The sequence below is a fragment of the Parabacteroides gordonii MS-1 = DSM 23371 genome (assembly GCF_000969825.1).
Classification (GTDB): domain Bacteria; phylum Bacteroidota; class Bacteroidia; order Bacteroidales; family Tannerellaceae; genus Parabacteroides; species Parabacteroides gordonii.
On the sequence record NZ_KQ033919.1, the window covers coordinates 88,160 to 112,789 of the forward strand.

Consider the following 24,630-nt stretch of genomic DNA (forward strand, 5'->3'; position numbering starts at 1 on the left):
TCACTTACCGTTTTTTTCCAAATACTCCTTCATCGCCTCATTTACAATGTCTCTCAATGACATATTCTTCTCAATAGCAAGGAATTTCATACGCGTATGAACACTCTTGTCGATAACGAAATTGCAATGTACCGCAGGCTCTTTTTCAGTTTTAAGTGGTGTGGCTTCCTTCTTTTGCGGAGATTTCTTCGTGGATGACAGCAATCCGTCCAGTCCGCTTTTCATACTGTCTTTCAATAAATCACTCTTGCCCATATTGTCTTATTTTAATTTCAAAACCTCTTGTGCTAAAGCCATATAATCTTTGGCTCCATTGCAGTTCTTATTGTACTCAAAGACGTTCTTTCCCTTTATAGGAGCTTCGGCCAGTGCCACATTGTCCCGTACAAGCGTTTTGAACACTTTGTCACAGAAAGAGTCATTGATAATTTCAGCTACGCTCTTGTTGAGTGTCTTGCGCTTGTCAAACTGGGTAATAACAATGCCACCAATACTCAGGTTCGGGTTCAGGCGTTCCTTGACAATCTCAATTACGCTTGTAATCTTCGCCATTCCGCGCATGGCGAGGAATTGTGCCTGCACCGGAATAATCAGAAAGTCCGCTGTGGTAAGGGCATTGAGTGTCAGCAAGCCCAGTGAAGGTGGACAATCAATCAGGATGTAGTCAAACTTCCGACTGTCAAGCAACTTCGTAATCAGACCTTTCAGTATCAACTCACGTCCCGGCTCGTTTATCAGTTCGGATTCTGCCGCCGACAGGTCGAGACAGGACGGCACAACAGCAAGTCCGTTCTCCAGTTCGATAACCGGTAAGGGATATTCACCTCTCATTGCCCCATACACCGTTTGTTCTTCCTCAATGGAGAGACCACACGATTCTGTAAGATTTGCTTGCCCGTCCATGTCGATAGCCAGTACACGCTTTTTCTTCTGTCGCAAAGCAGCGGCAAGATTGATGGTGGTAGTTGTCTTGCCAACCCCACCCTTATGATTCAAAACAGCTATAATTTTTGTCATAATTTGATGTCTTTATATGCGATACAAAGATAATACTATTCTTAGTAAATACTATAATTAGTATATACTATTTTACTAAAAAGAGTATTTTAGTATTTACTACTATACTAAAATACTAATAGACTAAATGTAGTAAATACTACTTTCAGCAATAGGTAACTCACTAACTTCCTACTTTACTATAATTAGTAAATACTACATTTAGTATTTATTGTTGTTCAATACTCTATATGCACATCATCAGAACGGCAAGTCTTCCTTGTCCTCTTGCGGCATAGCTACCGGTGGTACAGGTACATTGCTTGCGGCATCTGTCGGACTCTCTGCTTCTGAAGTTGTACCCTCACGCTTTCCGGTATTGATGAACTCCAATGCGTCTGCCGTAATGGATAGTTGAATCTGACAGTTTTCATCCTTATCCTTCCACAGTGAAGCCGAAAGTGTCCCTTCAATGAGCAATAACCGTCCTTTGGTAAGATATTCGGATAGTCGAATATGGTTCTCTTTCTTACTCCGTACCCTTACCCAAGTAGTGATGCTGTTTCCATGTGAATAGTCATCTACCGCAATATCAAATGCAATAAATGAACCGTGTGCTCCAGTAATAACCTGGCAATCCTTGCCAATGCGACCAATTGTGTGAACGTATAACATAATAAATTCTTTTTGTGGCAGGTGGTTAATCCTACCGTTACCTTAGTTTATAAATATTCTTTATTTCCCTCTGTTTGGCCTGTTTGCGACCTCCGGGATGATTTTTTCTGCATCCAAAGGCGGCAGGAACAATTTGGCAAGGCTGAAGAGGAAAAATACGCTCACCAGCGGAGAGGAAGATTTTTGCGCTTCACTTGCGGCTGAATGCCGGCATTGACACGACTGGGACTGGCGATTACCTTTGCGGAAAAATTCAATCCACGGCAGGTTGCACGGCAGCAGAAAAGCGATAAATAGAAGTATATAAAAAAGGAATAGAAAACGCTAAAGCAGGGAATAATAAAACAGGAGAACGGACATGCAGGACTAAGCTCCAAAGACTACCTTGAAACTGTGAATAGTGATATAGTTATATCATTCCGCAATTTCAAGTCTGTTCGTGTACCCTTTGAAAAATAACTTGACGCACTTTATGTAACGCGCTACACAAAGCGTGTCAGATTTTTCTTGTAGCAGCCTATCAGTCCTTATACAGAGGGATATAGAAAAAAATTATAAAAGTAACCGACAATAGCTAACGTCAAATACCCCTTGCTCCAATGGCCTGATTAGACTATTAAGTCCATAATCACTTATATGTTCATGGATACACACGACGGCTATACAGATAATGACCGCTATTAATACAAAGTATCCGGATAGGGATTTACGCAGCAATGGAGTTTTGCGAATATTTTATGGTATTCTACTTATTAATATGATATGTACTATAAATAAAATTTTTAGCTTTCCTTTGAAAGTTCTCGTGAATTTCTATGGCTATTTGAAAGTAACATTTTTAAGTCATTTTTATTGATGCCCATGTATTTACATATTTTAAACTCACTTATGCCGTCTGATAACATTTCTTGAGCTGCTTTTCTATTCCTTTCATACGCTTCCAGTTTGTCAAAAATGGCATCTGTTAGAAAATCTATCCATTCGAAAAAGACCTTTTCCCCTTCTTGAGTACTAAAATCTATTGTACAGGTTTTCGCACACCTCCTATGAAGTATCAGATAATAAATTCCTCCAATCAGATTCGCCATAATAGCTTTAATATTGATTTTCGCCGGTTTAAACAGATTGTCATAAAACGCAATCAAATTTAGATTCATAATATCCCGTGTTTCTGCTGTTCTCTTTGTCGTTTCATTGATAACCGACATTTCATAAAGTAACAACTTTTGCATTACAGTGTTATCAGACAAGTTCCTATAAAGGGTCTTGAATGTTTCCGCAAAAAACTTTTTAGGTCCCAATATGTTCAGGCTGGAAACGTCAATAGCATCATTGATCCAGAAATCATACTGCTTGGCAAGCCTGTCGTAAAGATTGTCCATCGAGCCGTATCTTCTATAAAACACATTAGCTTCTATGTTTGCAGCTTTCATCAATGCACTCAAATTGACATTACCAAAACCGTATTCAGCTACAAGCTTTTCAAGTTCGGATATTACCTCCTTGTCTATTTGTTCATTTGTCCTCCTATTTCGAGCTTTCTTTTCTTTCTGTTTCACTATTATATAGTATGTTATAAAAATAAATCTGCAAAAATCAGTAAAAGGAAATATTTTTATTTTAGCTTTCGATAAACTTCTTCTTTTCTGAATTGACGATAATATCCCAAGGTAGACTGTAAGTATTTATACAGCTATTCCATTCTCTTTTCATTTGTTTTGATATAGAGCAATTGGGTCTGTTGCAAATATACATTTTTATGCTTTACAAACAATAGACAGAATATAAAAACTACGTTTACCAATAAATTTGCATTTCAATAATAGACGTATTAATTTACTTATTTATTGCTATATTATAGGAAAATCTCCAATTTGAAAAAAGAGCACTCACTACACGAAGAAAACTTGCTGCACATCTACATTAAATCCCTGATAGTTTCCGGTTGCGATAAGAGAAGTCAATTTAAATGAGACCCTAATGATTTCATATAAAGAAAACTTCATGTTGGATTATTCATGTGAGAATTATAAGAATGAAGAAGCATTATATATCGAAAAATGAAACTCTATTTTTTCTTTGAAAGAGGATGTATTACGTTTTATATTCACTGTGTAATGACATCTAATTATTTTGTTGAGAAGTGTTCTTTTACAAAGAATTTCGAAAAGGATAATACATCATCAAAATCGTAGAACATATTATAAGTTACGGCTACTAAATAATCTGCTTCCACAAAAACAAGACACATAACAGGAGCCTCTGATATAATATCAATAATCGCATAGTCCTGTTTTTTTAATTCTTCTATTTTTGAGGTTATGGGGGCATGGCTCTTTATATTAGATAGAATATTGATTTCTATAGAGTAATATTGTATATTTTTCTTTGATTTATTTGGGACTTTAATGAGATAATGCTTACAACAATATCCGATCTTAGCCAACTCTGTCTGTTCGTTCACATTATTACAAAAAGCGTTTAAAATAGGAGAGATTATGTATTTATGAGACGAGACAAATAAAGCAGTATCTTTGGAATTAGTATCCTCATAGACAATATTATTATTATCCCAACAATAATTGAGATTTTCAAGTACCTTATATGAAAACTTATCAGATATACTATCGCTACAGATTGCAGCAGCATGAAGATATGCACACATACAAAATATAGTACATAGTATATATTTTATGTTACACATAAATCTTATCTCCTTTTTATACTAACTTCTTTATAAAAATTTGCTTTAATATTGGGTGGAGTAGCATATTCAATTTCTATATAAAGTTTTTTATAAAAAACTAATTCAGAAATTGCACTATCCGCATCAACTTGAGTTGACCCCGATAATTCTTTTACTTGATCTTTAAACTCACTAAAACTTCCTATTATTTCAACGCACCCTGCTGCTCCCCATCCAATATGAGTAAGATCTTCAGGACCAGCGTGAATGTAAAAAGTTCCTTTTAGAACTATTGCACCATTATGTTGAGAATATGTATTATGTACTTCATAGGCTTTTTTATATTCTGGCGCAGGCTGCCTATTGAGCTTATGCAAGCCACTATTAACCCATCCAATTGTTTTATAAGAACTAAAATTTGGTGGGTTATAATACGGCATGAAGCGTAATGCTTTCCATGTATATTTTACACTTTGACCTTTATCATCAGTACCTTTGATATAGACATAATATACAGGGACTCCATAGAGCTCTATTTTGCTATTCTTATCCATATCACTGCATGGATAAGATTTTGCATAATAGGTATCCCCAGTTTTTGTACCAGAAATAATAATATCCACATCTCGGAGTTTCATATAAGTAAAGATTTCAATAATAAGACATATAATTTCAGCAACACATGACCCTGATAAATGATTTACAGATGGGCATAGTTATGCCCATCTGTAAATTTAAAATTATTCAATACTATTCTTGATGATATTCGCTTTCCCAAATAGCATCCTCCGGATTATCGCCTTTATGACCGGCAAGCTGTATCACGAAGCTTTTTGCCGGGAAATACGGTGTGATGTGGATGTCAAGAAGCACACGGTCTTTCTGATTCGGGTCTTGTTCAATCTTCATAACCTTGAAGCGTTCGATGAGTTTGTTCGGTCCCATTACACTATCGAGGAATTTCACAACCTGACCACGCAAATCTGCTTCCGTGCGAGTAGTCCAATTTTCAAATGCCCGACGGTTCAGGAAGTCAATCAGTACCTTCGTTATATAGTCGAATACACGAACTACGGAGTAGGTCTGCAAGCCAAGATTATCTCCATTAAATAATGTCTTGGCGGAGAAAGCCATAACCTTGCTGTACTCGTTCACCATCGGCACAAGCCCCATACGTTCAAGCTCTGAAATCTCGCTCTTGCGAAGGTCGAAGCGTACACTTTCTACTTCATTAAGTCCACCAAATTTCTTTCCGGCTACTACCTGAGACATTAAGGTGTTGTATATTTTTCCGGCAAGTGAAGAAGATGGCGGAATATAAAGATTTTCTTCTTCTCCAACGCTTTCCTCTCTTTGACGACCAAGCAACCAGTTACAGGTCATAATAGTATTCGATTTGAACACATCTCCACTCGTATGATTGGCATTGAAGAATATATCTACTACATCGTCCGGAGTTTCAAGGTCTTGGAAGTCTGTAACAAGAAAAACCTTGTTCTCGTATGCCATTTTAGACCACTTATCCAAAATGGCATTTGAGCCTATATACCCAGGAACGACAAGCAAGGAGTAGTTGCGACGCAGGTCAAGACGGTCAAAATTCTGTTTGAGTTCGTTGCTAATGTGGTCAGCGAAAATGGTATTGTCCAAATCCTGAAGCTGCTCCATGGTCGCATTGACAATGGTGACATTCTTCACCTTATCACTTTCCGTGTTCTTGTAAAAGAACGCAATAGTGCGATATGCGCTTTCAAGTTCCCGTGTCCTGGCAAGAGCATTCTTCAAGTTATGATTAAGAAGGTTCTCGGCGTTTTCTGCGGTTTCTTTGGCCTTGTCCCGCATTTGTTCGGCAGTGTCATTCTCACGTAAGAGTTTGAGCCATACGCTTAAGCGATTAACCAAGGCCTTACGTTCATTTTCCCACTGTTCATCCGTGAGGAAGATGTTGCGACGGGCCTTTCGTGCCGGATTAAGATTGGAATACCCATCTATGATATTTTCAAGAAAAGCGAAGCCACCAAATTCTTTGAGTTTGTCTATTGCCGATGCAGATGACTTTTGCGCCTGTTGTGATACGACTTTCTGTGAGGTTGTCGTACTGGCTGTCTGTTGTTGAGTTTCCTGCTTCATCTTAGTAAAAGATTAAAGTTCTACTTTCTTTTGATTTGCCAGAATCTCCTCGATTGATGATTCAATCACGTCCATAATGGCATTTTTGACTTCCGGATTTTCAAGTGCTTTCTGTAAAGCGCGGTTGGAAGTAAGCTGGCGAGTTATTCTGACACCCTGCTCTTTCTCAATGTCAAGTTTACTCAAGAAATCACTCTTCTCTTTAATCTTCTTGGCTCCGAAGTCTCCAAGTCCGGTGAATGTCATGATTTCCTTGATTTCATTACCTTCCGCATCCACGTGGCATAAGTCAACTGTTGGTTCAAAACGTTGGAACACATCTTCAATGGTTTCCAAACCATACACGCTTTCCGGAGCCGCAGGAGCTTCATCTGTCAGTTTTTGAACTATCAAAGTTCGGTTGGAGGGGATTTCCGCGATGGATTCGTTCGCATCGACTTTTACTTCGTTGCCTCCAATTCCATAATTGTAGATTGCCATAGAATTTACTTTTTAATATCATACTTTTTTTATAGCTCTCTTTTGGTTTTGTGACCGTGCGCAATATATGAATTATTTCTGAAACCGTCAAATTTTTAGGAGCATTTTATTGGCATCTAACAAGGAAAAGAGTATATTTGCGAAATAGAATAAAATAAAAGAATAGTATGACTTACCTGAAAATGCCATTACAATTGCAATCGGCTGTTGCCAAGAAATTGCAAAGGTGTTCCTATCAGGAATCGATAGCCCAACACATCATGCTACTGATTCTTTCTCACCATGGGGAAGTTATCGGCCGAGAAGACTTTGGTTCCATGATATGGGACCTTGAGTTCAACCAACTTGTGAAAATCAGCGATTGGGAGGAAGGAGTAAAAAACTCCTTAATAAAAACGATAGAGAAATATGAAAAGAGACTACGGAATGTAGATGTGAACGTCACCCTTTTGGAAATAGAAGAAGAAAATATAGATAAAGTATCTCATATCCGAAGAAAGGCACAAATAACGGTGACCGGAATAATGGATAGAACCAACGAGAAATTCAGTTTTAACACCTCATTATATATAAGCCCTTTATCACAATAATCGAACTATGTCAGACAAGAAACAAATCGCAATAAAGGAACGAATATTAAAGCAGGCTATGGAGTTTTGGGGTGTATCCGATATACGCGATATGGACCCCGTGATAGATTTGCTGCTTGAAGTTTTTGCCCATGAGTCCAACAAGCTGCATCAAGAAATAGATCAGTCCGATTCACGGATACTTCACCGCCTGTCCAGAATACTCATAGGAAACAAATGGTCGCTGCCAAAGCCGGCCCATGCGCTTATGACTATTACCCCCAATCATGGGGAATGTTGCGAACTTGATGCCGAAGATCATTTTTATGCAGAGAAAAACATATTTGGCAAAGGGGATATTCAAGTCTTTATAACCCCTTTGTTTTCCTATAAACTGGTTGATGCAAAAGTCAAAGCAATCGCATACAACGATAGTATAAGGCATTCAACCGATAGCTTTAGCACTCCAACACGCTTCCTTGGCCCTAAAAACCGGATAGCGGATTATTGCATCTGGGTCGGGCTGGATGTGTCTAAAGAAGTCCTGCAAAAAATGGACTCTGTAATGTTTTGTATCAAGCCTTCCGATATGGGGTTGCTTCCGTTTATGAATATGGCTTTCTTCTATGACTGCACAGGAAACCGATTGAATGCAAAAACAGGCCTTCATGTTGAAGATCCATATAGTAATGCGCACTACTTTGATGAAATCCGCGATTTTTATAGTGACCTATATTTTAATGTGGGTATAAAAGATGCTTCCAAAGAGAAACATACCTACCGAGAAATGTTTCCCGGTTATGTGGCCGACTGCGAGGTCCCGGATGACTCTGAGAATCTCTTTTGGGTCAAGATAGTCTTTCCTGAAATATTCACGAAAGAAAGTCTTGAAAATCTGGAAGTATATTTGAACACATTTCCGGTTGTAAACAGACAAATCGTTTACAAACAGCATAATTTCCGTTCCACCGGACGAATTATACCCCTGAAATGTCCGGGCCGTACACAATTCTTGAACATACGCTCGTTTCAAGACAACAAAGGCCGGGAATATGTAAACCGACTGAACCAGTATGAGGAAAATCCGACAGGTATATTCAGCCTGTATTTTGGCGACCTTGAACGATTTGATTCGGACAGTGCCCGCTCATTAATTTCAAAAGTGTTACAATTAATGAAAGAAGACGGGAGTGCTTTTGCTTCAATGAATCCGGATGCACTTTCGACGCAGCTCAAAGAGTTGTTCAACAAGATAAATGATATAGAGAAAGGATTGGAGGCCACGCTAAAAGGAGATAACAAAATAAAGGCCTTTGTTTTAAGTGTCCCACAAAAGGATGCGACCAATGCCGAGATAAAATATTGGGTGACTTCCGGATCTCTGGCGAACGGTTTCAATGAACGCACACTGATACAGCAATTCAACATAGAAAAATATGACGCTTCAGGCATCATGTTGCGCACTTGTATGCAAGGAGGAACAACGCATGATAGCGAACAGGAACTTATTAATAGTTTAAGGTATGGTCTGTTGTCCCGGGAACGGATTATATCTAAAGAAGACATCAAAAGCTACTTGTTTCACAAGCTGGGAAAACATGTTGAATCAGTCGAAGTCGGTAATGGCGTAGCTATATCTCCTGACAGCAAAAAAGGATTAATCAGAGTGACAGAGGTCAAGATAAAACTTGGACAATTTGATAAAGATGAAATTCCCAATCTGGAAGAATTGGCCCATTATCTTGAAAAAGATTTGACTGAACGCTCTGTATGTAATTCAAACTATAAAATCAAATTCGTATGAATGATAGCAATTATAGTCCAAGTTTGGTGTCTGCCCTTAAGATAGCAAGAGGAATGGCACTTCAAGACAAGCATAACACGTTCGGCGTGTCACATCTTGTCATGGCCATGTTTGCAGAAAACACGGGTCTAAAAGAAATTTTATCCTCGATGCAGAAGGATGTCGGCTACATAATGGAATGGTTTGACACCCACCGCGAAATGTATAGGTCCAGTGGCACTTCCACAGAAGAAGTGGAGCCTGACGAAGAAGTGTCAAAAGTCTTGGATGAGTCCGAACGGTCTAAAATTAAATTAGGAGCGGATTCCATAGACTCCATCTGTGTGTTTACCGCCATATTGCGTGAAGGTGTCGTATATTCGCATCAGCAGATAGAGATACTGGATGTTTCGGAAGATGACATATTGTCCCACTACAATGCCCTTACCCCGTTGCATTCTTATCAAGGAGAGGAAATGCAGATAACAGCAAGCGTTCCTTATGCCGACAACCTAAAAAAGCAAGAAACCATCAATGCCGGTGGCTTTGTCGTCGGTAGGGAAAAAGAGGTCCGTACTATTTTAGAATGCCTCGAACGCTCAGAGAACAAGGGCATACTGATTGTCGGTGAATCCGGTATCGGGAAGAGTTCCATCATCAACGCCTTTGTCAAAGATATCTGTGAGAATGAAGACGAGATGTTAAAGCAAATATCTATTGTCGGACTCAATACGGCAAAACTGCTCGCATCAACCTCGTCTGAAACGGAGATAGCACAAAAAGTTGTCAATCTGATGCACAAGCTCAACCAATTGGAACAAGCTGTGCTGGTGATTGATGATTTACAGGTCCTTTTGGAGAACAGCGTATCAGGCAAAGCATCCACACTCATCAACATATTAAGTGCACAAATCAGCGAGGGAGCCGCAAATCTTGTTCTCACACTCACGAACGATTCTTACCGGAAGAACATCGAAAAGCATCCGATAGAAGGGCGTCTTGATATCATAAAGATTGAAGAACTGGATACGGCTACACTTGAAAGTGCCATACAATTACATAAAAAAAGGATTGAAAACTATTACGAGCTGAGAATTTCAGATGCGTGTATTAAAGATTCAATCGCACTCTCCAAACGATATTTTAAGGAACGCAGCCTGCCATCTGCCGCCATCGACCTGCTTGACAGAACCGCTGCTGCCGTCCGGCTATGCAATAAGAATGCACGAGCCAGTGTTTCTGATTTGGAAGCGGATTTTGAGGAAATAAAGAGTCTCGACGAAAAAATATCTGAAGGGCCGCTTTACTTACTATACCGTTCTGTATTCAGCAAAATCAGTGTCGTATTGACCACCAAACTGTCAGACAACTATGTATGGGATAAAGAAGATGACATCGCGATAAAAGCAGGACGTTTGTCGGGCATCATCAAAGAATTAAAGGCACTATCCGACCAGTCTATTGAAGAGATACGCTCTTCGGAAATAGAGGCGATTGTAGCGGAGTGCACCAATATACCTATCGGAAAAATACAAGCCCGCGAGAAGGACCGACTTTTGAGCATCGAGAGCAAATTGCAAGAACGGGTCAAAGGACAGAACCGGGCTATTACGACTTTATCAGATGCCATTATAGAATCACGCAGCGGACTGAGTGACCCCAAGAAGCCTATAGGTTCATTCTTCTTCCTTGGCCCTACCGGAACGGGAAAAACAGAACTCACAAAATCACTGGCCGAGTTACTGTTTGATGACGAATCAGCCATGATCAGATTTGACATGTCCGAGTTCAAGGAAGAACATTCGGCTGCATTGCTGTATGGTGCACCTCCGGGATATGTAGGATATGAGGAAGGTGGTTTACTGGTCACTCAAATCAGACAGAAACCTTATTCGGTAGTGTTATTCGATGAGATTGAGAAAGCCCATAGCAGCGTTTATGATGTTTTCCTGCAAATGATGGATGAAGGCAAAATACATGATAAACTGGGCCGGGAAGGAGATTTTTCAAATTCCATAATCATTTTCACATCCAATATCGGAAGCCAGTGGATTGTGGAACAAATACAATCCGGACATACTCCTGATTCCGGAAAGCTCATCGAGGTTATGGCACAGTATTTCCGACCTGAATTTTTGGGACGTCTCACCGAGGTGGTTCCGTTTGCGCCAATAGATGAAAATGTCGCCAAACAGATATTCAACCTCCATTTTGGAAGATTGCAAGAACAACTGATGAAACAGAAAAACATCCAGTTGAATTTGTCGGATGAAGCATTGCAACATCTGGCAAACAAAGGGTATTCTCCCAAATACGGCGCACGTCCGATAGCAGGAGTCATAAGAACTTATATCAAGAAGTCCGTATCTCGTCTGATTGTCTCTGAGCAAATCAAGTCGGGTGACAACATCGTCATAAACTATCGAAACGGTGAACTGATATGGGAACAATGTTAGCGCAAAAGAAACCCTTGGAAAGCATCCAACGAAGTCAGGCAATAAATTTTGTCGCAGAAATCTTTTATGATGAACTTCAATTTATTCTTGACCGGCGGCTGTTGGACCATACTATGGTTAATTGCCATGGTATGAACAGTCGTGTGAAATCCAGAGATGTATTAAGTGTTTCGGTACAGCATATCGCGGCGACAAATGCCGACAAAGAATATATATTGCTGAATCTGGCAAGAAACAGCATCTATCATCAATTGCCGGAATTACTATTTCATCCATTGGTGCTTAGCACACCGGGCATGAGCAACAAGGAGATAGTTGAAGCCATCCGAGCCAATGAAAAACAGGATAAAGAGCTTATACAATTCTTTGCACCCTTTGATACAGAGTTTTTCAAAGAAAAGGTCCGTATCAATAACCGCCATCTGAATTTCTTTTCAGACCCGGACTCCAAGAAGAACTTCATCAAGATGATTGAAGTAATGGAAAATGTCGAACTATCCATTACTTCCCATCAGAAATATAAGCTGTTCCTATTCCTCTGCAATGCAGAACGGTATAAAGAGAACCTGCCTGCTATCGAGCAACTGCTTCTTATCGTTTTGGGATTGAAGGTGAAACTGCGACTGGAAGTCCATGAGATTGATGAAACGGTTTACCTTTCCGTCGGTTCCGGATGTGTCGGACAGACATTAGGCCTTAATGGTCTAATGATAAGCGAAACCGATGATTTGACGGCGACAATCATCCTTGATACTCCGACAGATGACTATGAGGAGGTAAAAACGCATCTATCCAATGTCCGCCGGATACTTGAATTTTTCATCCTTTCAACAAGAAATATCGAAGTTGATTATCTGGTACGTGGAGAAACGGATTTTATACTCGGAGAAAACCGATTAGGATATAATATGAACTTATGAAAAATCTAATAATATGAAGATATTGCTATATTTCTTTGCACGTTATTTATTGGCTCCATTATTTGTAGCCGTGATGATATTTGTCTTGACCGGAATAAAAACGATCAAGAGCAAACTTAGCCTGAAGAAATTAATCATATTCATTCTTCTGGCTTCCATTGCCGTTGCTTTACCCAGCCTGTTCGGTTTCCTAAAAAACGAATACGTCTGGGGAGGCTTGACATTCACGATATTGTCCTATATCCTCCTTGGAGCATTGTTCTGCAAACTGTCAACCTCCGATTTGTTCGGAGCAATCGGTATTGGCAGTTCCCGAACAGCGGTCATTCTCACTCTAACCACAATATGCGCTTTAGGCGGATGGTGCTACTATCTACTGTTTGAACTGATAAGCAAGCTACCTTATTCGCTATGGAACACAACAAATATCCTGTGGTTTGCAATCCCATATCTGATTATGTACAGCAGAACCCTGTTCCTGGACATCCCGCACCCGATATATACCCCATGGGAATTGAGCTATGGTACCTTTGACCGGAAATATTGGGACAACATAGACAACTTCGGCTTCCGAACGGTCAAAGTCAAAATCAAACGGAATATAAAAGACCCGACATACGCTTCGTTGGTTGTCCGCCTGCCCAATGAAATATCTCTTGGGAATTGGTTCAATTGGGTTATCGAAGACCAAAACAGGCGTTTCCCCCAAAACAAGATTGAAACAGAGAAGGAAGATATGCAAATCGGATGGATGTTCTATACCTCAAAATGGTTTAACTTCCCGTTGTTCATAAGAATACTTGACCCCACTCTGACGAGTGAGGGCAATAAGATTAAGAATAATCAAACGATATATATCCGACGTGTACAAGTAGAAACAAAAACATCATAATATATGAAAACACTAACATATTTGCCTGTAAACTGGGTCAATGGTCTGAAGCTGACCAGCCAGCATTTCTTTGCAAACCAATATTGCCAAACGGAAGCTCTCAACCGCGAAGCAGGAAGGAGTCTGACCAGTTATAACTATGGTCTTGGAGAGGTCCTTGAAGGGATAGGTGACAATCTTGAAATAGAGATTTCAGGTGATACCATGTCCACTCTCTGTGTCCGCCTGAAAAGCTGCAACGCTATCACCAAAGGCGGTCTGCCCATCGTTTATTACGACGGTTTATACGGGGATGAGAAACCCTGTGCAACCATTTCAGAATCCGGTCTGCAAGCCGAGGACAGCGAGTATATGGTACTAATATCCGTAGATCCGTATCACTTGATACCTGTCGGTGAACCGGACCCGGAAGAGGTGCCTTTGCATCACCCGTATGTCTTGCCGAGCATAAAACTCCATATCGTTCCCAGAAACCAAGTCAACAAATCTTTCTACAGCCAGAATTTTTTGCTGGTGGCAGAGGTATGCAGACAAGGGAATACCTATAAAATCAATCATCAATATATTCCACCGGTACAACATTCCGCTTGCCACGATGGGATTAAAACATTCATTTCCCAATTGGCACGTACCCTACAGTCGATAAAAGAAGACGTGAAACTCATTTACAGCAGGAATGTTGCTGACAAGCGTAGAGATACGCTTGCCAATAATACATTTGAGCTGTGTAAGGCTTTCTCGGCCTTTTACAACTCAAGAATCTTCTTTATCGAACAAATCGCCTTAGAGCAACCGCCGATATATCTTGTGCAGGCCGTGAATGAGCTTGCAAACGGTCTGAACTCCGCTCTTCAAAGTCTTTCTGAAACGGAAAGAGAACAATTGCTCCAATACTTCTATGAGTGGACCAATGTCACACCCTCTGAATTTATCACGAAGATAGAGAGCCTAACCAAGCTTATGTATGACCATACCAATATAAACCAATCATTGCAGACGGCAGGGGCATTTGTGACACTGCTCAGCAATATGTTCCACAAAATGAGTGAACTGGAATACATCGGAATGGTTCGTGAGAATATTATAGTAGGAGACGAAAGTCACGAAACAATAGAGGCTCAAAAGAAACGATCATGGTCGTTTATAGGTTGAGCGATTAAATCATAGCAAGTATGGAAGCAGAAAACAAAATAGCTCGTTTGAAAGCGAAACTCCGATTTACTTTGGTATTCGCTATCGCACTGATTGTTACCACAACCGGAGGTATCGTAACGATTGTGACTGCACAAAAGGGAATATCCCTTCTTGAAAGCAAGAAGGCCGAATATGACAATGTGTTCAAGAAACAGGCAGAACTTAACTTCCAGATAGAAGAATTGTTCCGGGACTTGAACAATCTGAAGACCAAGCGGCGAAATTCGAGTGAACACAAGCACATGCAAAAATTGATAACCAAAAAACGGTTATTAATGGAAAATGACATTGCGATGCAGGCCGATAAAAGCAAGTACGAAGTGTATAAAGCTATGCTTGAACAGATCCGTGTCATCCAATCATCAATGGATGACCTTGACCGCGAAAGCAAAAAGCGTGAAAGCAACATGGAGCAACTTGAAAAGTGTAGAATCAAATATCAGGAATTAACCAAGAATAAACTGACGAAGCCATGACAAAAGACGAAATGCTATGGGGAAACATCCGTTTCCTCCTGCTGCTGATTTTCTCAGTAGCCGCAATTTATATCATACTTTGCCGGTATATACTCAACGTACCGACAGAGGACAGTTCGGAGTTGATAAACGAAATCAACCATTCCGAACGCATTTTTGAAATCCAGCATACACATATGCAGCAGGCGCAGAACATCTGGAATGAGATTGACTCTCTGGACTTCAACATTCATCAGGTACAAAAGATGGACGAGGTGAAGGATGGGATTTACCAATTGCAGCATATATACAAGGAAAACAATATGAATACGAAATTCCTTTTCGGCGTGTTGTCCTCCAGAATGCTTAAATGCCAATTCGACATAAAAGAGGAATTGAACAGTCTGGTACATAACAATGCACTGATTGAACGGGATTTGGAAGAATGTAAAGCCAATTTATAAAACATTCGCGATGGATAATAAGAAAACTATAACAATCATCATATTGGGACTGGTTGCCATGGCAGGTATCCTTTTGTTTTTGTTCCTGCCTTCGAAGTCGCACCTTGCCAATATTGACTTTTATGTGTATGACACCAATGATAATTTTCATTATGAGGTCAATGAGCGGTTGGAGCTATTAGTCAACGATACGGCAGCGATTAAAGGCAAGCGGCTCATTTGGGAAATGGGAAACGGTGATACACTGATGAGAAATACGGATGTGTCATACACTTACCGTAAGGCCGGCAAATATCTTATTACTTTGAAAATAGACGGAAAACACTCCGTAAACAAGTATATCAAAGTTATCTCAGGGCTGGAGCATGAGGCCATTGATTCCATACCCCGTATAAATGGAGTGTCAGAGGGTTATCAAGGTGAAGAGCTGGTCTTTTCGGCAGAAGGCTATGGTATGGACACATGGCTATGGGAATTTGGAGAAAGCGGTACTGTGGACGCATACGAGCAGCAAGTCGTGTATTCGTATGATATTCCGGGAGAATACACCATCTCATTACAAACCAATACGACGAAATATCCGGTGAAGCACCGTATAACCATTCTCCCACGCTTTGAAAAAGCAGAGGAACTGGTCACGGTGGATTCGTTGGTACTGGTACAGAATGATATAAAAAAACACCTGCAAGCCATAGCTGACGCCAAAGTCTCACAAAAGTCGGTCTATTACGAACATACGAATTATATCCGTAACAAATATTTTTGCATTGATGCAGACCAGGTAGTGGTCGTCATCAATGATGAAAAATACAATGACTTCAACGGCTATTGCCAAGGACTGCATTTTCTTGAAAGCAACAGGAAAAAGCGTGTGAGTATTGATGATGTTAAAATTGACGATTTGAATTGCGTCAAGTCCATCCATGTGACACAAAGTTATATTGAAAAATGAAACAACTGAATCTCATACGAAATCTGTTTTCTGTGGCCGTGATGATTACTCTTGCGTGCAACGTATCTGCCCAAGTGTCCATCCGCGACAGAATACAAATAATGGATAAGGATATATTCAATTATCCGGAATCAACAGAAGCTCCTGTCAAAACAAAGAAAAGCAAGACAAACAGAATTGTCTATTCGGACAGGACCGGAAATCAAAGTTATGAAGACCCGTATTTCCAGCGTAAGCGGTCTTCACATGGAATTGGCACACCCTATTACATAGTAGGTGAAAAGAACGGAACCTACAAGCTCGTTCAGGCTGACCCAGACATTACAGGCAAGCCCAAGTCGATAATAGGTTTCCTGTATAACAGCAAGAGACACTTTAAGGAACCCCGTAAAGTCAATTATGCCGGATGGATACCATCGGAAAATGTACTGATGTACGACCATGCCCGCATCAATCCCCGCAACAACCAGCCGATAAGGTACCGTATAGGCATAAACAGCATTAACAAGCTGTTCGATATCCATCAATTCTTCAATGGAGATACCCTGAAAATATACGGAGAGCCGTTTTTGAAAACAACAACGGATGCGGTAGTTGTCAGCGGAGAGGTTGTTTACCTATACAAGTTGGACAAGAGCGGCAAATCCGCATTGATTTCCAATGTTCCCGCATTATCAGACAGTACCAAACGCTTTTTAGGGTGGGTTCCCGCTGACCTTCTTGCAGAAGTCGGCCAAAATGAGGTGTATCATATTGATTATTCACGATACCGTGATTCTTTGTTGTGTGCTGTCAACCTAATGTATCCCGATACGTTGGCATTACATAATGCGAATATTCAGGGTACGATGTTGTTCAACCTGGATGGAAACCCGGCAGGGCCTATGACGAATGGGAATATCCGGCTGAACTATCCTTTGTCCGTCTGGGACAAGAACTGGAATAAGATTATCAATATCAAAGGCGGAGACATCATGGTTTCCGATGTCCGAAAGATGGAAGCGGAAAACAAAAACGTGAACATACATCTACTGTTCAATGATGCCGACCTGCCTTATCTATCCCCATATATCAATGTGCTACAGAACCTAAAGCTGAAAATGAAGCCCGGGTATGACTACACTTTCTCGGCAACCTGCATATCCTCCAACGGAGAAAACAGACATTTGGCCCCAACCAAGGACTTTTCAGCCTGGCTCGACTATATCAAACAATCCATTTCTTCCAAACGGAAAAACGAGCAAGAGGAACAATCATCGTTTTACGGTTTTGGCGGGGCTATCAAACAAATCTCCCGTTATGATGACGAAAGCCGTTTCAGCAACAATGTATTTGTCATTTTAGGGTCAAAACAAACTTTATCCTTGCACGAGCAACAACTCTCGTGGCTGGCAACCCAACCGGCAAGGCTTCTGTTTGCCCAGATAGACAGAGCATCAGGCACTTCTTATCAGGACTTCCTATTGCAGGCCAAATCCATTCTGGACAGCCATTCTACGAAATACATAGACCATATATCCAATTATATCGCAGACAGCAGACTGGTAAAGACGGAGCTGTTCAAGAACATAGAAGCTACGGATGCCAACTTATACCTGTATGATGCTCCATACAACAGCCTTACGGTAGGAGGAATCTTATTCCCTAAAGGTAGAAACAGGCTGGAAAGCAACGCTTTGGAAACAGCTTTGGATTCCGTATTATGGCAATCTTTCGAGACGGACAGCCTACTGTTGCACTCACTTAAAGATTATGAGCGAAATATAGGTGTCCTAAGAAGCCGTCCCACATCCGAACTGACGCATATATTCCATCATACGGAAAATCCTGACAGTATGAGCCTTGACGATATAGATAGAAACAGCGTGAATGACACCTACTATATAAAGGCCTCCGTAGCGGACAGTATAATGGACGGGTACGAATATGGATATCTACTCGATGACAAGGAAGTGATGGAACTGCTGCAAAGCTACAGGAGACTGCTCCCGGAGTTCTCAGATAACATAGGGAAAAAGGAGCTAAGAGTGCTTCGCAAGCAATTTAACCGGCAAAAGAAAAGCATAAACAGAAGTTTCTATCGAAAAGTATTGCCCAGAAATCCATATTTGGCTCAAATCTTCTATTGTAAGACGGGAGTCATGGCCAATGACAGCCTTTTAAATTCAACAAAGGTGAAGAAACTAAAGAAAAGAAAGGTTGAGCTGACGGACTTTAATAGTGGCTATACAACCCTGATTTCAAAGATGAAGAGACTGGAAGACATGTATCAACGCAACCTCTTCAGACCTGTATTCATCGCCGGCAAGAAATATTATTTTATTCCGAAACAATTAATACTGTAAATAAAATGGAACCAACAAGAGAACAACTACAGGCAGAGATTCTTGAAATCCTATATCAGAAGTGCCTCCAGAAGCCAATATGGGTATCTTGTGCAGAAATATTTTGGAGCATCAGCAACCTCAAGGTATCAGAACGGAGTGTCAAGGACGTTCTTGACTGGCTGGTAAAAAACGACCTTGTAATTTATCAAGCGGATAAATACCAGATTGCCAAGCGCGAATTTATGGATATATCAAGACGTAAGGCTCTTGAGAAAAAAGAGACCGAAGAAAATGCCGAAGTCCGGACTGTAGAGTATGGAACATCCATTCCGCCTCACACGATGAACCATCATCCATGGCTTGAACGAGAGTACCAACAACCTGTCGCGAAATCATCAAACACAATGTTTGCCATCATAGCATTAATAGCCTTTCTGATCAGCGGCACACTTGTTGGCATACTCCTGTTCAACAGCTTCGCAACGGAACGGCGCAATAATGCAGAACTGACATACCTTCCGGATAGCATACAGGTTCCCTCGTTACAGGTAAGCACGCCCGGATATATCCGTGACGCATATACGACCAACCGCAACTTCAAGAACATCCAAACTTCGCTGGAGACACAGCAACGAATTAATTCTGAACTTATGGATATCTGCAAGGCACAACAATCCCAGATTAATATACTGACAACTTGCTCCAAACAACAAGCGGCGGACATCGAACATTTGGAAAAGGAACGGAAGATCTACACATGGATGATTGCTCTTGCACTTCTGGTATTAAGTTCATTGCTCATCTGCCGATACGGGCGTAAGAATTAGGACATACGCAAACATTCAGACTGCATAGTCAATCTGCTAACGGTATCTGCCACTTTCATGCGGTGGATACCGTTTTTCTGCATTCCGGCAGCAGTTTTCTTTCCGACGGTTTCGTCCATTCCTGATGAAACTTCTTCTACAAGTGTTATTGTACAATACCGGGAATCAATTTAATAGCGACACATCATCAACGGGGCGTGTTTCTAATCATATAGGACAGTGGCTTTATACACGAACATTAGTTTAAAACGTGTTAAAATGAAAATAACAGCAAAAAAAACGCGCTAAAAAATTTGGAAAAATGAATATAAGCACTTATATTTGCTCACATCAAAGATGATGTTTTATTTTCTTCTCTTTTTCCCACAATAAAACTGAGTCATCCGGAGGCTGAGAGGAAATTTCAAAAAATCGTTTTTGAGGTTTTCTCTTTTTTGCATCTATACCGGTTAGGGCGCAAGGACGGAGAAACCGAAGTAAAATAATTAAGTTTAACCCATTAAATCCAAGTATTATGGCATTTAGAGCATCATTGGAACTTAACAACAAGGAATTTGACGTCCTTTATTCAAACTATGAGTTTAGTCGTAACACAGACCCTAAAGGTATGCCCTCTTCAAGCGTATTGGGTGGTAGAGTAAAAGCAACCATCGAATCAACAGAAGACACTTCTGTCATCGAAGCGATGTTGAACAGTCCTTTCAAACCTGTAGAAGGAAAGATTATCTACAAAAAAACGGAGGAAGATGCCAAGATGAAGGAGATTCAGTTCAAGAACGCATACATCGTTCACTACTCGGAAACTCTGGACGCGAACAACGATGTGCCTATGACAATCACCATTACGTTCTCCGCTGAAGAAATCATCGTCGGCAGCGCAGCTCTTGACAACCGTTGGCCGAAGAAATAAATCGGCGTACATAGGTAAATCCTAAATCAAAACATTTGTCAGGCCGTCCGACGGACTTCCGCCGGGCGGCTTTGGCAATTTGGATATAAACCGTCAAATATAATGCCGCCATGCTGGAACAAAAAAAAGTCACATTGGAAATAGCCGGCATACCCATGCCGTCGTTTGTGCAGTTGATGCTCAAACAGAGCATCAATGAGCATCACTACTTTGAGATAACGCTGGATATCCAAGCCATAGAAGCCTATGGTGTGGAAATCCCGGAGGCGTCAAAAGACTGGGTTGGGAAAAAAGTAATCATGGACTTCGGCGGCACTATTTTTGTCGGCGTGGCCACCATGGTGGGACTTCATCGTTCCGGTGGAACACACGGAAATATAAAAGTGACGGGATATTCGTCAACATTCCTACTGGAGTCAGACCACACTTGTGCCTCATGGTGCAACAAATCCTTGTCTGACATCGTTAAGGAACTTACAGACAAGGCAGGAGTGCAAGCTCTTGTCAATCCGGAAACGAAATCGAAGCTGGAATACGAATGCCAGTACGAGGAAACCAACTTCAGATTCATACAACGGCTTGCCCGCCAATATCAGGAATGGCTCTACTACGACGGACAGAACCTTGTATTCGGGAAGCCACAGGCCGGCTCGACGACCAAGCTGACATACGGCGAGGAACTATCCGTGCTCGATGTCTGCTCGCAGGCACTTGCCCGACCAATAAAGGGAAGTTCTTACCATTCGGTGAACGACCAGACCTATAATGGCCAATCCCCCGATACCGCAGCCGGACAAAACACATTAGGACAAGCGGCCTTTGACTCGTCATTGGCTTTGTTTACCGCTCCCGCTGTCCAACGGGCGGAACCGCGCATAACCAATAAGGGTGAACTTGACGCCTATTTCCAACGCAGGCAGCAAAGCGACAGCGCCGCATCCAGTTTCATCACCGGGGAAAGCGATTGCCGCATCCTTACGGTGGGCAGTATCATAGATGTTCATACCGCTATCCATACAGGAATAGGTATCCACGTAAAAAATAGCATCGGCACCTATATCATTACGGAAATAACCCACGTAGCCGGTATGGGTGACAGTTACCAGAACTATTTCACCGCACTTCCGTCCTCTATTCCCACCCTTCCATGCCCGGATGTACCTCTGCCTGTCGCTCATACACAGCAGGCCGTGGTTGTCAGCAACGAGGACCCGAAAAAGTTAGGCCGCGTCCAAGTCAAGATGAACTGGCAGACCGGTCCGATGCAAACCTCGTGGATACGGGTACTCACTCCTGACGCAGGTACAAGCGACAAAGTGGCCACAAACAGAGGATTTGTATTCATACCCGAAAAGGGAGACCAAGTCATGGTGGCATTCAGATATGATGACCCGAACCGTCCGTTTGTACTTGGCAGCTTATTCCATGGAAAGTCAGGCACCGGTGGCGGCAGTTCAAACAAAACAAAAAGCCTGACTACCCGCAGCGGTTGTACCATAACGCTTGATGATGAAAAAGGAAGCGTTATGATGAAAGACAAGGAAGGCAACAGCTATACGGCAGACGGAGAAGGAAATATCACAATATCTGCCTCTAAAAGCATCACCTTGTGTGTTGGAGAAAACAAAATAATGATTGATAGCGAAGGCAATATATCATCTAATGCGGAAAAGGACATAACAGAGTCCGCGGGTGCCAATATTGCGCAATCAGCAGAAAATATTGATTGTACAGCAAGCAGCAATTATAATATCTCCAGTACTGATTTTACAGCAACCGGCAGCAGCAGTGCCACGGTCAGCGGTACAACAAAGGCTACGATAGATTCTTCCGGAACCACAGCCGTAGCCGGAACTATTGTCAAATTGAATTAACAGCATATGAGCAACGCCATACAACAAATAGCAGACAAGATGCTCTACCAATGGGAAGATGCAGTCAGGAAACCGGTCAAGTTGATCCGTATCGTCATCAATCCGGGAGACGAAAGTATGCTTGATGCTTTCTATGACTATATGCTTGCCCTTGATAGCGAAGAGGAAGATATGGTGTTCCTCATAGAACTTCCGTTCAGTTCCAGAACCGAATTCTCAAAAGATGTTGTAGGGTATATTGCACAACAAGTAGAATACTGGAATAACTCAAAGAAACCCGAAGATATTGTCTTTGAACGTGTTGATTGGATAGCTGATTATAAGTCGGAAGAAGCGGAAAACGATGCCTCCGTCGCAGTTGCCAACTTCAACAAGCTGACAGAATCCCTTGTAAAAGGGACTGATATGAAATGCAGTTTTGTCTTTAACCTAAAGAACACATACGACTATGACGGATGTCGTGAATGGTTTGAAAAAGCTCTTGCTCTGCCATTCCACAAGCAAATGGTATGGGGGATATCCGACATAAAAGACTATGAACAGTTTGGCAAACTAATGGCCAAACACTCCAATGACGCGGTGTCTATTTATCCACCAATAGATTTAGACGGTGCAATGGAGCAACTCGCGGAACAAGCGGCGAATGAAGATAAGAGCGACCCGGCAGCCTCGAATTTCAGGCTGGCATTAATCAAACTGATGAACAGTGTGAAAAAAGGGAATGCAGCGCAAACAGAGGAATTTGCGAAGAAATGCCTCGATATCGCTCTCGAAAATGTGAAGAAAGACATTAACTGGATCAGTCAATTTGTAACCGTATATACAATTCTATATACAGACCAGATTTCCCGTAAGGACTACAAGACGGCCATGTACTTTGCCGACAAAGCCGTAGAAGCCGCTGAAATCGGGGAAGAAAAATTAGATCCCTCTTTAGCTTGCCGATTGCTCGGAAACACCTTATTGGGGAAAGCCTCCATCTATGTACGAGAGTCGCTTTGGAAAGAAGCGGCAGAGACGTACTATCGCGGTGCTGAAGCATACTCCAGATGCAACGATTACCTAATGCAAAGTGAAGCATTGAGGCTGTGTGGTTGGTGCCGGGAAAATAATTATGAGAAATCGTTAGCTGCGGAATGTTATGTGGAAGGTTTCAGACTTTCCGACAAACTTTCCATAGACCTGATAAAGAACTCCTCTTATCCTCTCCTGTTATTAAGCCTGTTAAACAGTTCGGCACGCTCCAAGCTGGTCAGTGACGATGAAATAAATGAAGTTCTGACCAAAGTGTTAGGAGATAACTGGGAGAATTATTTGTATGAGTATAAAAGAAATTTAGGAAAATACAATGGAATGGCTGACCAACATATTGCGAAATCTTGAAAGGCTGTTCACTAATGCAACCGAATATGCCTATGCGAACCCTAAAGTGGGGTACTTAGTAGTAATCTTTCTGCTATTGGTTTGGCTTGTCGGACTGATATTCGACTGGAAATGGACATACGCCAGACCCGGAAGTTGGGGAGGAAATTTCTTTCTTGACTTATTGGGTCCAACCGGATTCCGATTTTGGCTCGGTGTAATTATTGTGATTGCCATTGTTGCATCTGCCTATTTGTATTTTCGAGTTAAATAACGATAAAAACTGACAGTTATGGCGGACACAGGCTATTTCGACAGCGTAAGCGCAAACCTAAAGACCGGCGTAGGTGCGCAGGTCAAGGGCATCTCGGAAGGCGTCAAGGCGAACTCCGATGCCGGGGTGTCACCGTCCGTCAATGCCCTCGACACGGGTGTCAAGGCGGCAGCCGCCATCGGCGGCCTTGCCGACGGTCTGAGCGAAGCCGCGATGCTCCCCGTACTGGGTGCCATGGGCATGAAGGGCATGGCCTGCCTGCCTATCTCCAAGCAGCTCGACCCGGTCATCGGCGTGGACATCCACCTCGTGACGATACCCCCGTCCCCCGTCGTGCCCATGCCTCACCCTTATGTCGGGGTCCTCCTCCGTCCGCAGGACTTCATCGCGGCGGCGGTCTCCTC

The 24,630-nt window shown here is 41.7% G+C and carries 25 protein-coding genes; 16 read left to right on the forward strand and 9 right to left on the reverse strand.

The features are described 5' to 3' along the window. The 8 genes from HMPREF1536_RS00410 to HMPREF1536_RS00445 all read right to left on the reverse strand — a co-directional run bounded on the left by HMPREF1536_RS00410 (position 1) and on the right by HMPREF1536_RS00445 (position 6,967). Complete coding sequence (locus HMPREF1536_RS00410) at positions 1 to 255, reverse strand: hypothetical protein (RefSeq protein WP_004310159.1); 255 nt, start codon at positions 253 to 255, stop codon at positions 1 to 3. Positions 256 to 261: 6 nt separating this feature from the next. After that, the gene (locus HMPREF1536_RS00415) at positions 262 to 1,017 is read right to left on the reverse strand and encodes a ParA family protein (protein ID WP_009041028.1); all 756 of its coding nucleotides are present in this window, start codon (positions 1,015 to 1,017) and stop codon (positions 262 to 264) included. Between the two features lie 240 nt (positions 1,018 to 1,257). Further along, complete coding sequence (locus HMPREF1536_RS00420; RefSeq protein ID WP_009017601.1) at positions 1,258 to 1,671, reverse strand: single-stranded DNA-binding protein; 414 nt, start codon at positions 1,669 to 1,671, stop codon at positions 1,258 to 1,260. Positions 1,672 to 2,453: 782 nt separating this feature from the next. Beyond that, positions 2,454 to 3,230, reverse strand: a complete 777-nt coding sequence (locus HMPREF1536_RS00425; protein WP_011203021.1) for a TetR/AcrR family transcriptional regulator — start codon at positions 3,228 to 3,230, stop codon at positions 2,454 to 2,456. Between the two features lie 569 nt (positions 3,231 to 3,799). Further along, the gene (locus HMPREF1536_RS00430) at positions 3,800 to 4,375 is read right to left on the reverse strand and encodes a hypothetical protein (protein WP_011203022.1); all 576 of its coding nucleotides are present in this window, start codon (positions 4,373 to 4,375) and stop codon (positions 3,800 to 3,802) included. Between the two features lie 5 nt (positions 4,376 to 4,380). Beyond that, positions 4,381 to 4,995, reverse strand: coding sequence for a hypothetical protein (locus HMPREF1536_RS00435; RefSeq protein WP_004310153.1), 615 nt, complete (start codon positions 4,993 to 4,995; stop codon positions 4,381 to 4,383). Between the two features lie 112 nt (positions 4,996 to 5,107). Further along, positions 5,108 to 6,487: a DUF5458 family protein gene (locus tag HMPREF1536_RS00440; RefSeq protein WP_004310152.1), complete on the reverse strand. Its 1,380-nt coding sequence runs from the start codon at positions 6,485 to 6,487 to the stop codon at positions 5,108 to 5,110. A 12-nt stretch (positions 6,488 to 6,499) separates the two neighbouring features. Then, a complete protein-coding gene (locus HMPREF1536_RS00445; RefSeq protein WP_004310151.1) occupies positions 6,500 to 6,967 on the reverse strand; it encodes a hypothetical protein in 468 nt (155 codons plus the stop codon). A 167-nt stretch (positions 6,968 to 7,134) separates the two neighbouring features. Between HMPREF1536_RS00445 and HMPREF1536_RS00450 the strand changes: the two genes are divergently transcribed. Genes HMPREF1536_RS00450 through HMPREF1536_RS00500 form a run of 11 tightly spaced genes read left to right on the forward strand, consistent with a single transcriptional unit; the run spans position 7,135 to position 19,806 of the window. Continuing rightward, the gene (locus tag HMPREF1536_RS00450) at positions 7,135 to 7,557 is read left to right on the forward strand and encodes a GPW/gp25 family protein (RefSeq protein ID WP_004310150.1); all 423 of its coding nucleotides are present in this window, start codon (positions 7,135 to 7,137) and stop codon (positions 7,555 to 7,557) included. A 7-nt stretch (positions 7,558 to 7,564) separates the two neighbouring features. Next, positions 7,565 to 9,340: a type VI secretion system baseplate subunit TssF gene (locus HMPREF1536_RS00455; RefSeq protein ID WP_011203023.1), complete on the forward strand. Its 1,776-nt coding sequence runs from the start codon at positions 7,565 to 7,567 to the stop codon at positions 9,338 to 9,340. Next, on the forward strand, positions 9,337 to 11,775 hold the full coding sequence (locus HMPREF1536_RS00460) for an AAA family ATPase (protein WP_011203024.1): 2,439 nt from the start codon (positions 9,337 to 9,339) through the stop codon (positions 11,773 to 11,775). Before HMPREF1536_RS00455 ends, HMPREF1536_RS00460 begins: the two co-directional genes overlap by 4 nt. After that, positions 11,760 to 12,695: a hypothetical protein gene (locus HMPREF1536_RS00465; protein WP_005777320.1), complete on the forward strand. Its 936-nt coding sequence runs from the start codon at positions 11,760 to 11,762 to the stop codon at positions 12,693 to 12,695. The genes HMPREF1536_RS00460 and HMPREF1536_RS00465 overlap by 16 nt, the downstream gene beginning before the upstream one ends. A 13-nt stretch (positions 12,696 to 12,708) precedes the next feature. Further along, a complete protein-coding gene (locus tag HMPREF1536_RS00470; protein WP_004322089.1) occupies positions 12,709 to 13,587 on the forward strand; it encodes a TssN family type VI secretion system protein in 879 nt (292 codons plus the stop codon). Positions 13,588 to 13,590: 3 nt separating this feature from the next. Next, the gene (locus tag HMPREF1536_RS00475; protein WP_004322091.1) at positions 13,591 to 14,739 is read left to right on the forward strand and encodes a hypothetical protein; all 1,149 of its coding nucleotides are present in this window, start codon (positions 13,591 to 13,593) and stop codon (positions 14,737 to 14,739) included. Between the two features lie 20 nt (positions 14,740 to 14,759). Beyond that, positions 14,760 to 15,257 carry a hypothetical protein gene (locus HMPREF1536_RS00480; RefSeq protein WP_005777317.1) on the forward strand — a complete coding sequence of 166 codons (498 nt, stop codon included), beginning with the start codon at positions 14,760 to 14,762 and terminating at the stop codon, positions 15,255 to 15,257. Beyond that, positions 15,254 to 15,700: a type VI secretion system TssO gene (gene tssO / locus HMPREF1536_RS00485; protein ID WP_004310143.1), complete on the forward strand. Its 447-nt coding sequence runs from the start codon at positions 15,254 to 15,256 to the stop codon at positions 15,698 to 15,700. Before HMPREF1536_RS00480 ends, tssO begins: the two co-directional genes overlap by 4 nt. Before the next feature lie 10 nt (positions 15,701 to 15,710). After that, positions 15,711 to 16,652: a PKD domain-containing protein gene (locus tag HMPREF1536_RS00490; RefSeq protein WP_004310142.1), complete on the forward strand. Its 942-nt coding sequence runs from the start codon at positions 15,711 to 15,713 to the stop codon at positions 16,650 to 16,652. Further along, on the forward strand, positions 16,649 to 18,997 hold the full coding sequence (gene tssR / locus HMPREF1536_RS00495; protein WP_011203025.1) for a type VI secretion system protein TssR domain-containing protein: 2,349 nt from the start codon (positions 16,649 to 16,651) through the stop codon (positions 18,995 to 18,997). The genes HMPREF1536_RS00490 and tssR overlap by 4 nt, the downstream gene beginning before the upstream one ends. Positions 18,998 to 19,002: 5 nt before the next feature. Then, positions 19,003 to 19,806 (forward strand): DUF5457 domain-containing protein, encoded by an 804-nt coding sequence (locus HMPREF1536_RS00500; RefSeq protein WP_004310140.1) that lies wholly within the window; start codon positions 19,003 to 19,005, stop codon positions 19,804 to 19,806. On the opposite strand, the gene HMPREF1536_RS28340 is transcribed toward HMPREF1536_RS00500, so the two are convergent. Beyond that, a complete protein-coding gene (locus HMPREF1536_RS28340; protein ID WP_005777306.1) occupies positions 19,803 to 19,925 on the reverse strand; it encodes a hypothetical protein in 123 nt (40 codons plus the stop codon). The two genes, HMPREF1536_RS00500 and HMPREF1536_RS28340, sit on opposite strands and share 4 nt — an antisense overlap. A gap of 395 nt (positions 19,926 to 20,320) precedes the next feature. Here HMPREF1536_RS28340 and tssD point away from each other — a divergent pair, with 395 nt between their 5' ends. From tssD to HMPREF1536_RS00525, 5 genes are all read left to right on the forward strand, one after another. Further along, on the forward strand, positions 20,321 to 20,716 hold the full coding sequence (tssD, locus tag HMPREF1536_RS00505; protein WP_004310139.1) for a type VI secretion system tube protein TssD: 396 nt from the start codon (positions 20,321 to 20,323) through the stop codon (positions 20,714 to 20,716). A gap of 110 nt (positions 20,717 to 20,826) precedes the next feature. Next, positions 20,827 to 22,590, forward strand: coding sequence for a type VI secretion system Vgr family protein (locus HMPREF1536_RS00510; RefSeq protein ID WP_005777303.1), 1,764 nt, complete (start codon positions 20,827 to 20,829; stop codon positions 22,588 to 22,590). A gap of 6 nt (positions 22,591 to 22,596) precedes the next feature. Then, a complete protein-coding gene (locus HMPREF1536_RS00515) occupies positions 22,597 to 23,973 on the forward strand; it encodes a hypothetical protein (protein ID WP_005777300.1) in 1,377 nt (458 codons plus the stop codon). Then, a complete protein-coding gene (locus HMPREF1536_RS00520; RefSeq protein ID WP_028728591.1) occupies positions 23,939 to 24,226 on the forward strand; it encodes an immunity 17 family protein in 288 nt (95 codons plus the stop codon). Before HMPREF1536_RS00515 ends, HMPREF1536_RS00520 begins: the two co-directional genes overlap by 35 nt. Positions 24,227 to 24,244: 18 nt before the next feature. Then, positions 24,245 to 24,630, forward strand: a 386-nt coding sequence (locus HMPREF1536_RS00525; protein ID WP_010183065.1) for a hypothetical protein, incomplete at its 3' end; no start/stop codon positions are given.

Bases quoted from the DNA above. Each gene is read 5' to 3' on its own strand.
- HMPREF1536_RS00480 (WP_005777317.1), top strand. From the start codon at position 14,760: ATGGAAGCAGAAAACAAAATAGCTCGTTTGAAAGCGAAACTCCGATTT.
- HMPREF1536_RS00440 (WP_004310152.1), bottom strand. From the start codon at position 6,487: ATGAAGCAGGAAACTCAACAACAGACAGCCAGTACGACAACCTCACAG.
- HMPREF1536_RS28340 (WP_005777306.1), bottom strand. From the start codon at position 19,925: ATGGACGAAACCGTCGGAAAGAAAACTGCTGCCGGAATGCAGAAAAAC.
- HMPREF1536_RS00475 (WP_004322091.1), top strand. From the start codon at position 13,591: ATGAAAACACTAACATATTTGCCTGTAAACTGGGTCAATGGTCTGAAG.
- HMPREF1536_RS00420 (WP_009017601.1), bottom strand. From the start codon at position 1,671: ATGTTATACGTTCACACAATTGGTCGCATTGGCAAGGATTGCCAGGTT.
- HMPREF1536_RS00500 (WP_004310140.1), top strand. From the start codon at position 19,003: ATGGAACCAACAAGAGAACAACTACAGGCAGAGATTCTTGAAATCCTA.
- HMPREF1536_RS00430 (WP_011203022.1), bottom strand. From the start codon at position 4,375: ATGTGTAACATAAAATATATACTATGTACTATATTTTGTATGTGTGCA.
- HMPREF1536_RS00410 (WP_004310159.1), bottom strand. From the start codon at position 255: ATGGGCAAGAGTGATTTATTGAAAGACAGTATGAAAAGCGGACTGGAC.
- HMPREF1536_RS00455 (WP_011203023.1), top strand. From the start codon at position 7,565: ATGTCAGACAAGAAACAAATCGCAATAAAGGAACGAATATTAAAGCAG.
- HMPREF1536_RS00415 (WP_009041028.1), bottom strand. From the start codon at position 1,017: ATGACAAAAATTATAGCTGTTTTGAATCATAAGGGTGGGGTTGGCAAG.
- HMPREF1536_RS00435 (WP_004310153.1), bottom strand. From the start codon at position 4,995: ATGAAACTCCGAGATGTGGATATTATTATTTCTGGTACAAAAACTGGG.
- HMPREF1536_RS00490 (WP_004310142.1), top strand. From the start codon at position 15,711: ATGGATAATAAGAAAACTATAACAATCATCATATTGGGACTGGTTGCC.
- HMPREF1536_RS00445 (WP_004310151.1), bottom strand. From the start codon at position 6,967: ATGGCAATCTACAATTATGGAATTGGAGGCAACGAAGTAAAAGTCGAT.
- tssR (WP_011203025.1), top strand. From the start codon at position 16,649: ATGAAACAACTGAATCTCATACGAAATCTGTTTTCTGTGGCCGTGATG.
- HMPREF1536_RS00515 (WP_005777300.1), top strand. From the start codon at position 22,597: ATGAGCAACGCCATACAACAAATAGCAGACAAGATGCTCTACCAATGG.
- HMPREF1536_RS00465 (WP_005777320.1), top strand. From the start codon at position 11,760: ATGGGAACAATGTTAGCGCAAAAGAAACCCTTGGAAAGCATCCAACGA.
- HMPREF1536_RS00460 (WP_011203024.1), top strand. From the start codon at position 9,337: ATGAATGATAGCAATTATAGTCCAAGTTTGGTGTCTGCCCTTAAGATA.
- HMPREF1536_RS00450 (WP_004310150.1), top strand. From the start codon at position 7,135: ATGACTTACCTGAAAATGCCATTACAATTGCAATCGGCTGTTGCCAAG.
- tssO (WP_004310143.1), top strand. From the start codon at position 15,254: ATGACAAAAGACGAAATGCTATGGGGAAACATCCGTTTCCTCCTGCTG.
- HMPREF1536_RS00520 (WP_028728591.1), top strand. From the start codon at position 23,939: ATGGAATGGCTGACCAACATATTGCGAAATCTTGAAAGGCTGTTCACT.
- HMPREF1536_RS00470 (WP_004322089.1), top strand. From the start codon at position 12,709: ATGAAGATATTGCTATATTTCTTTGCACGTTATTTATTGGCTCCATTA.
- HMPREF1536_RS00510 (WP_005777303.1), top strand. From the start codon at position 20,827: ATGCTGGAACAAAAAAAAGTCACATTGGAAATAGCCGGCATACCCATG.
- tssD (WP_004310139.1), top strand. From the start codon at position 20,321: ATGGCATTTAGAGCATCATTGGAACTTAACAACAAGGAATTTGACGTC.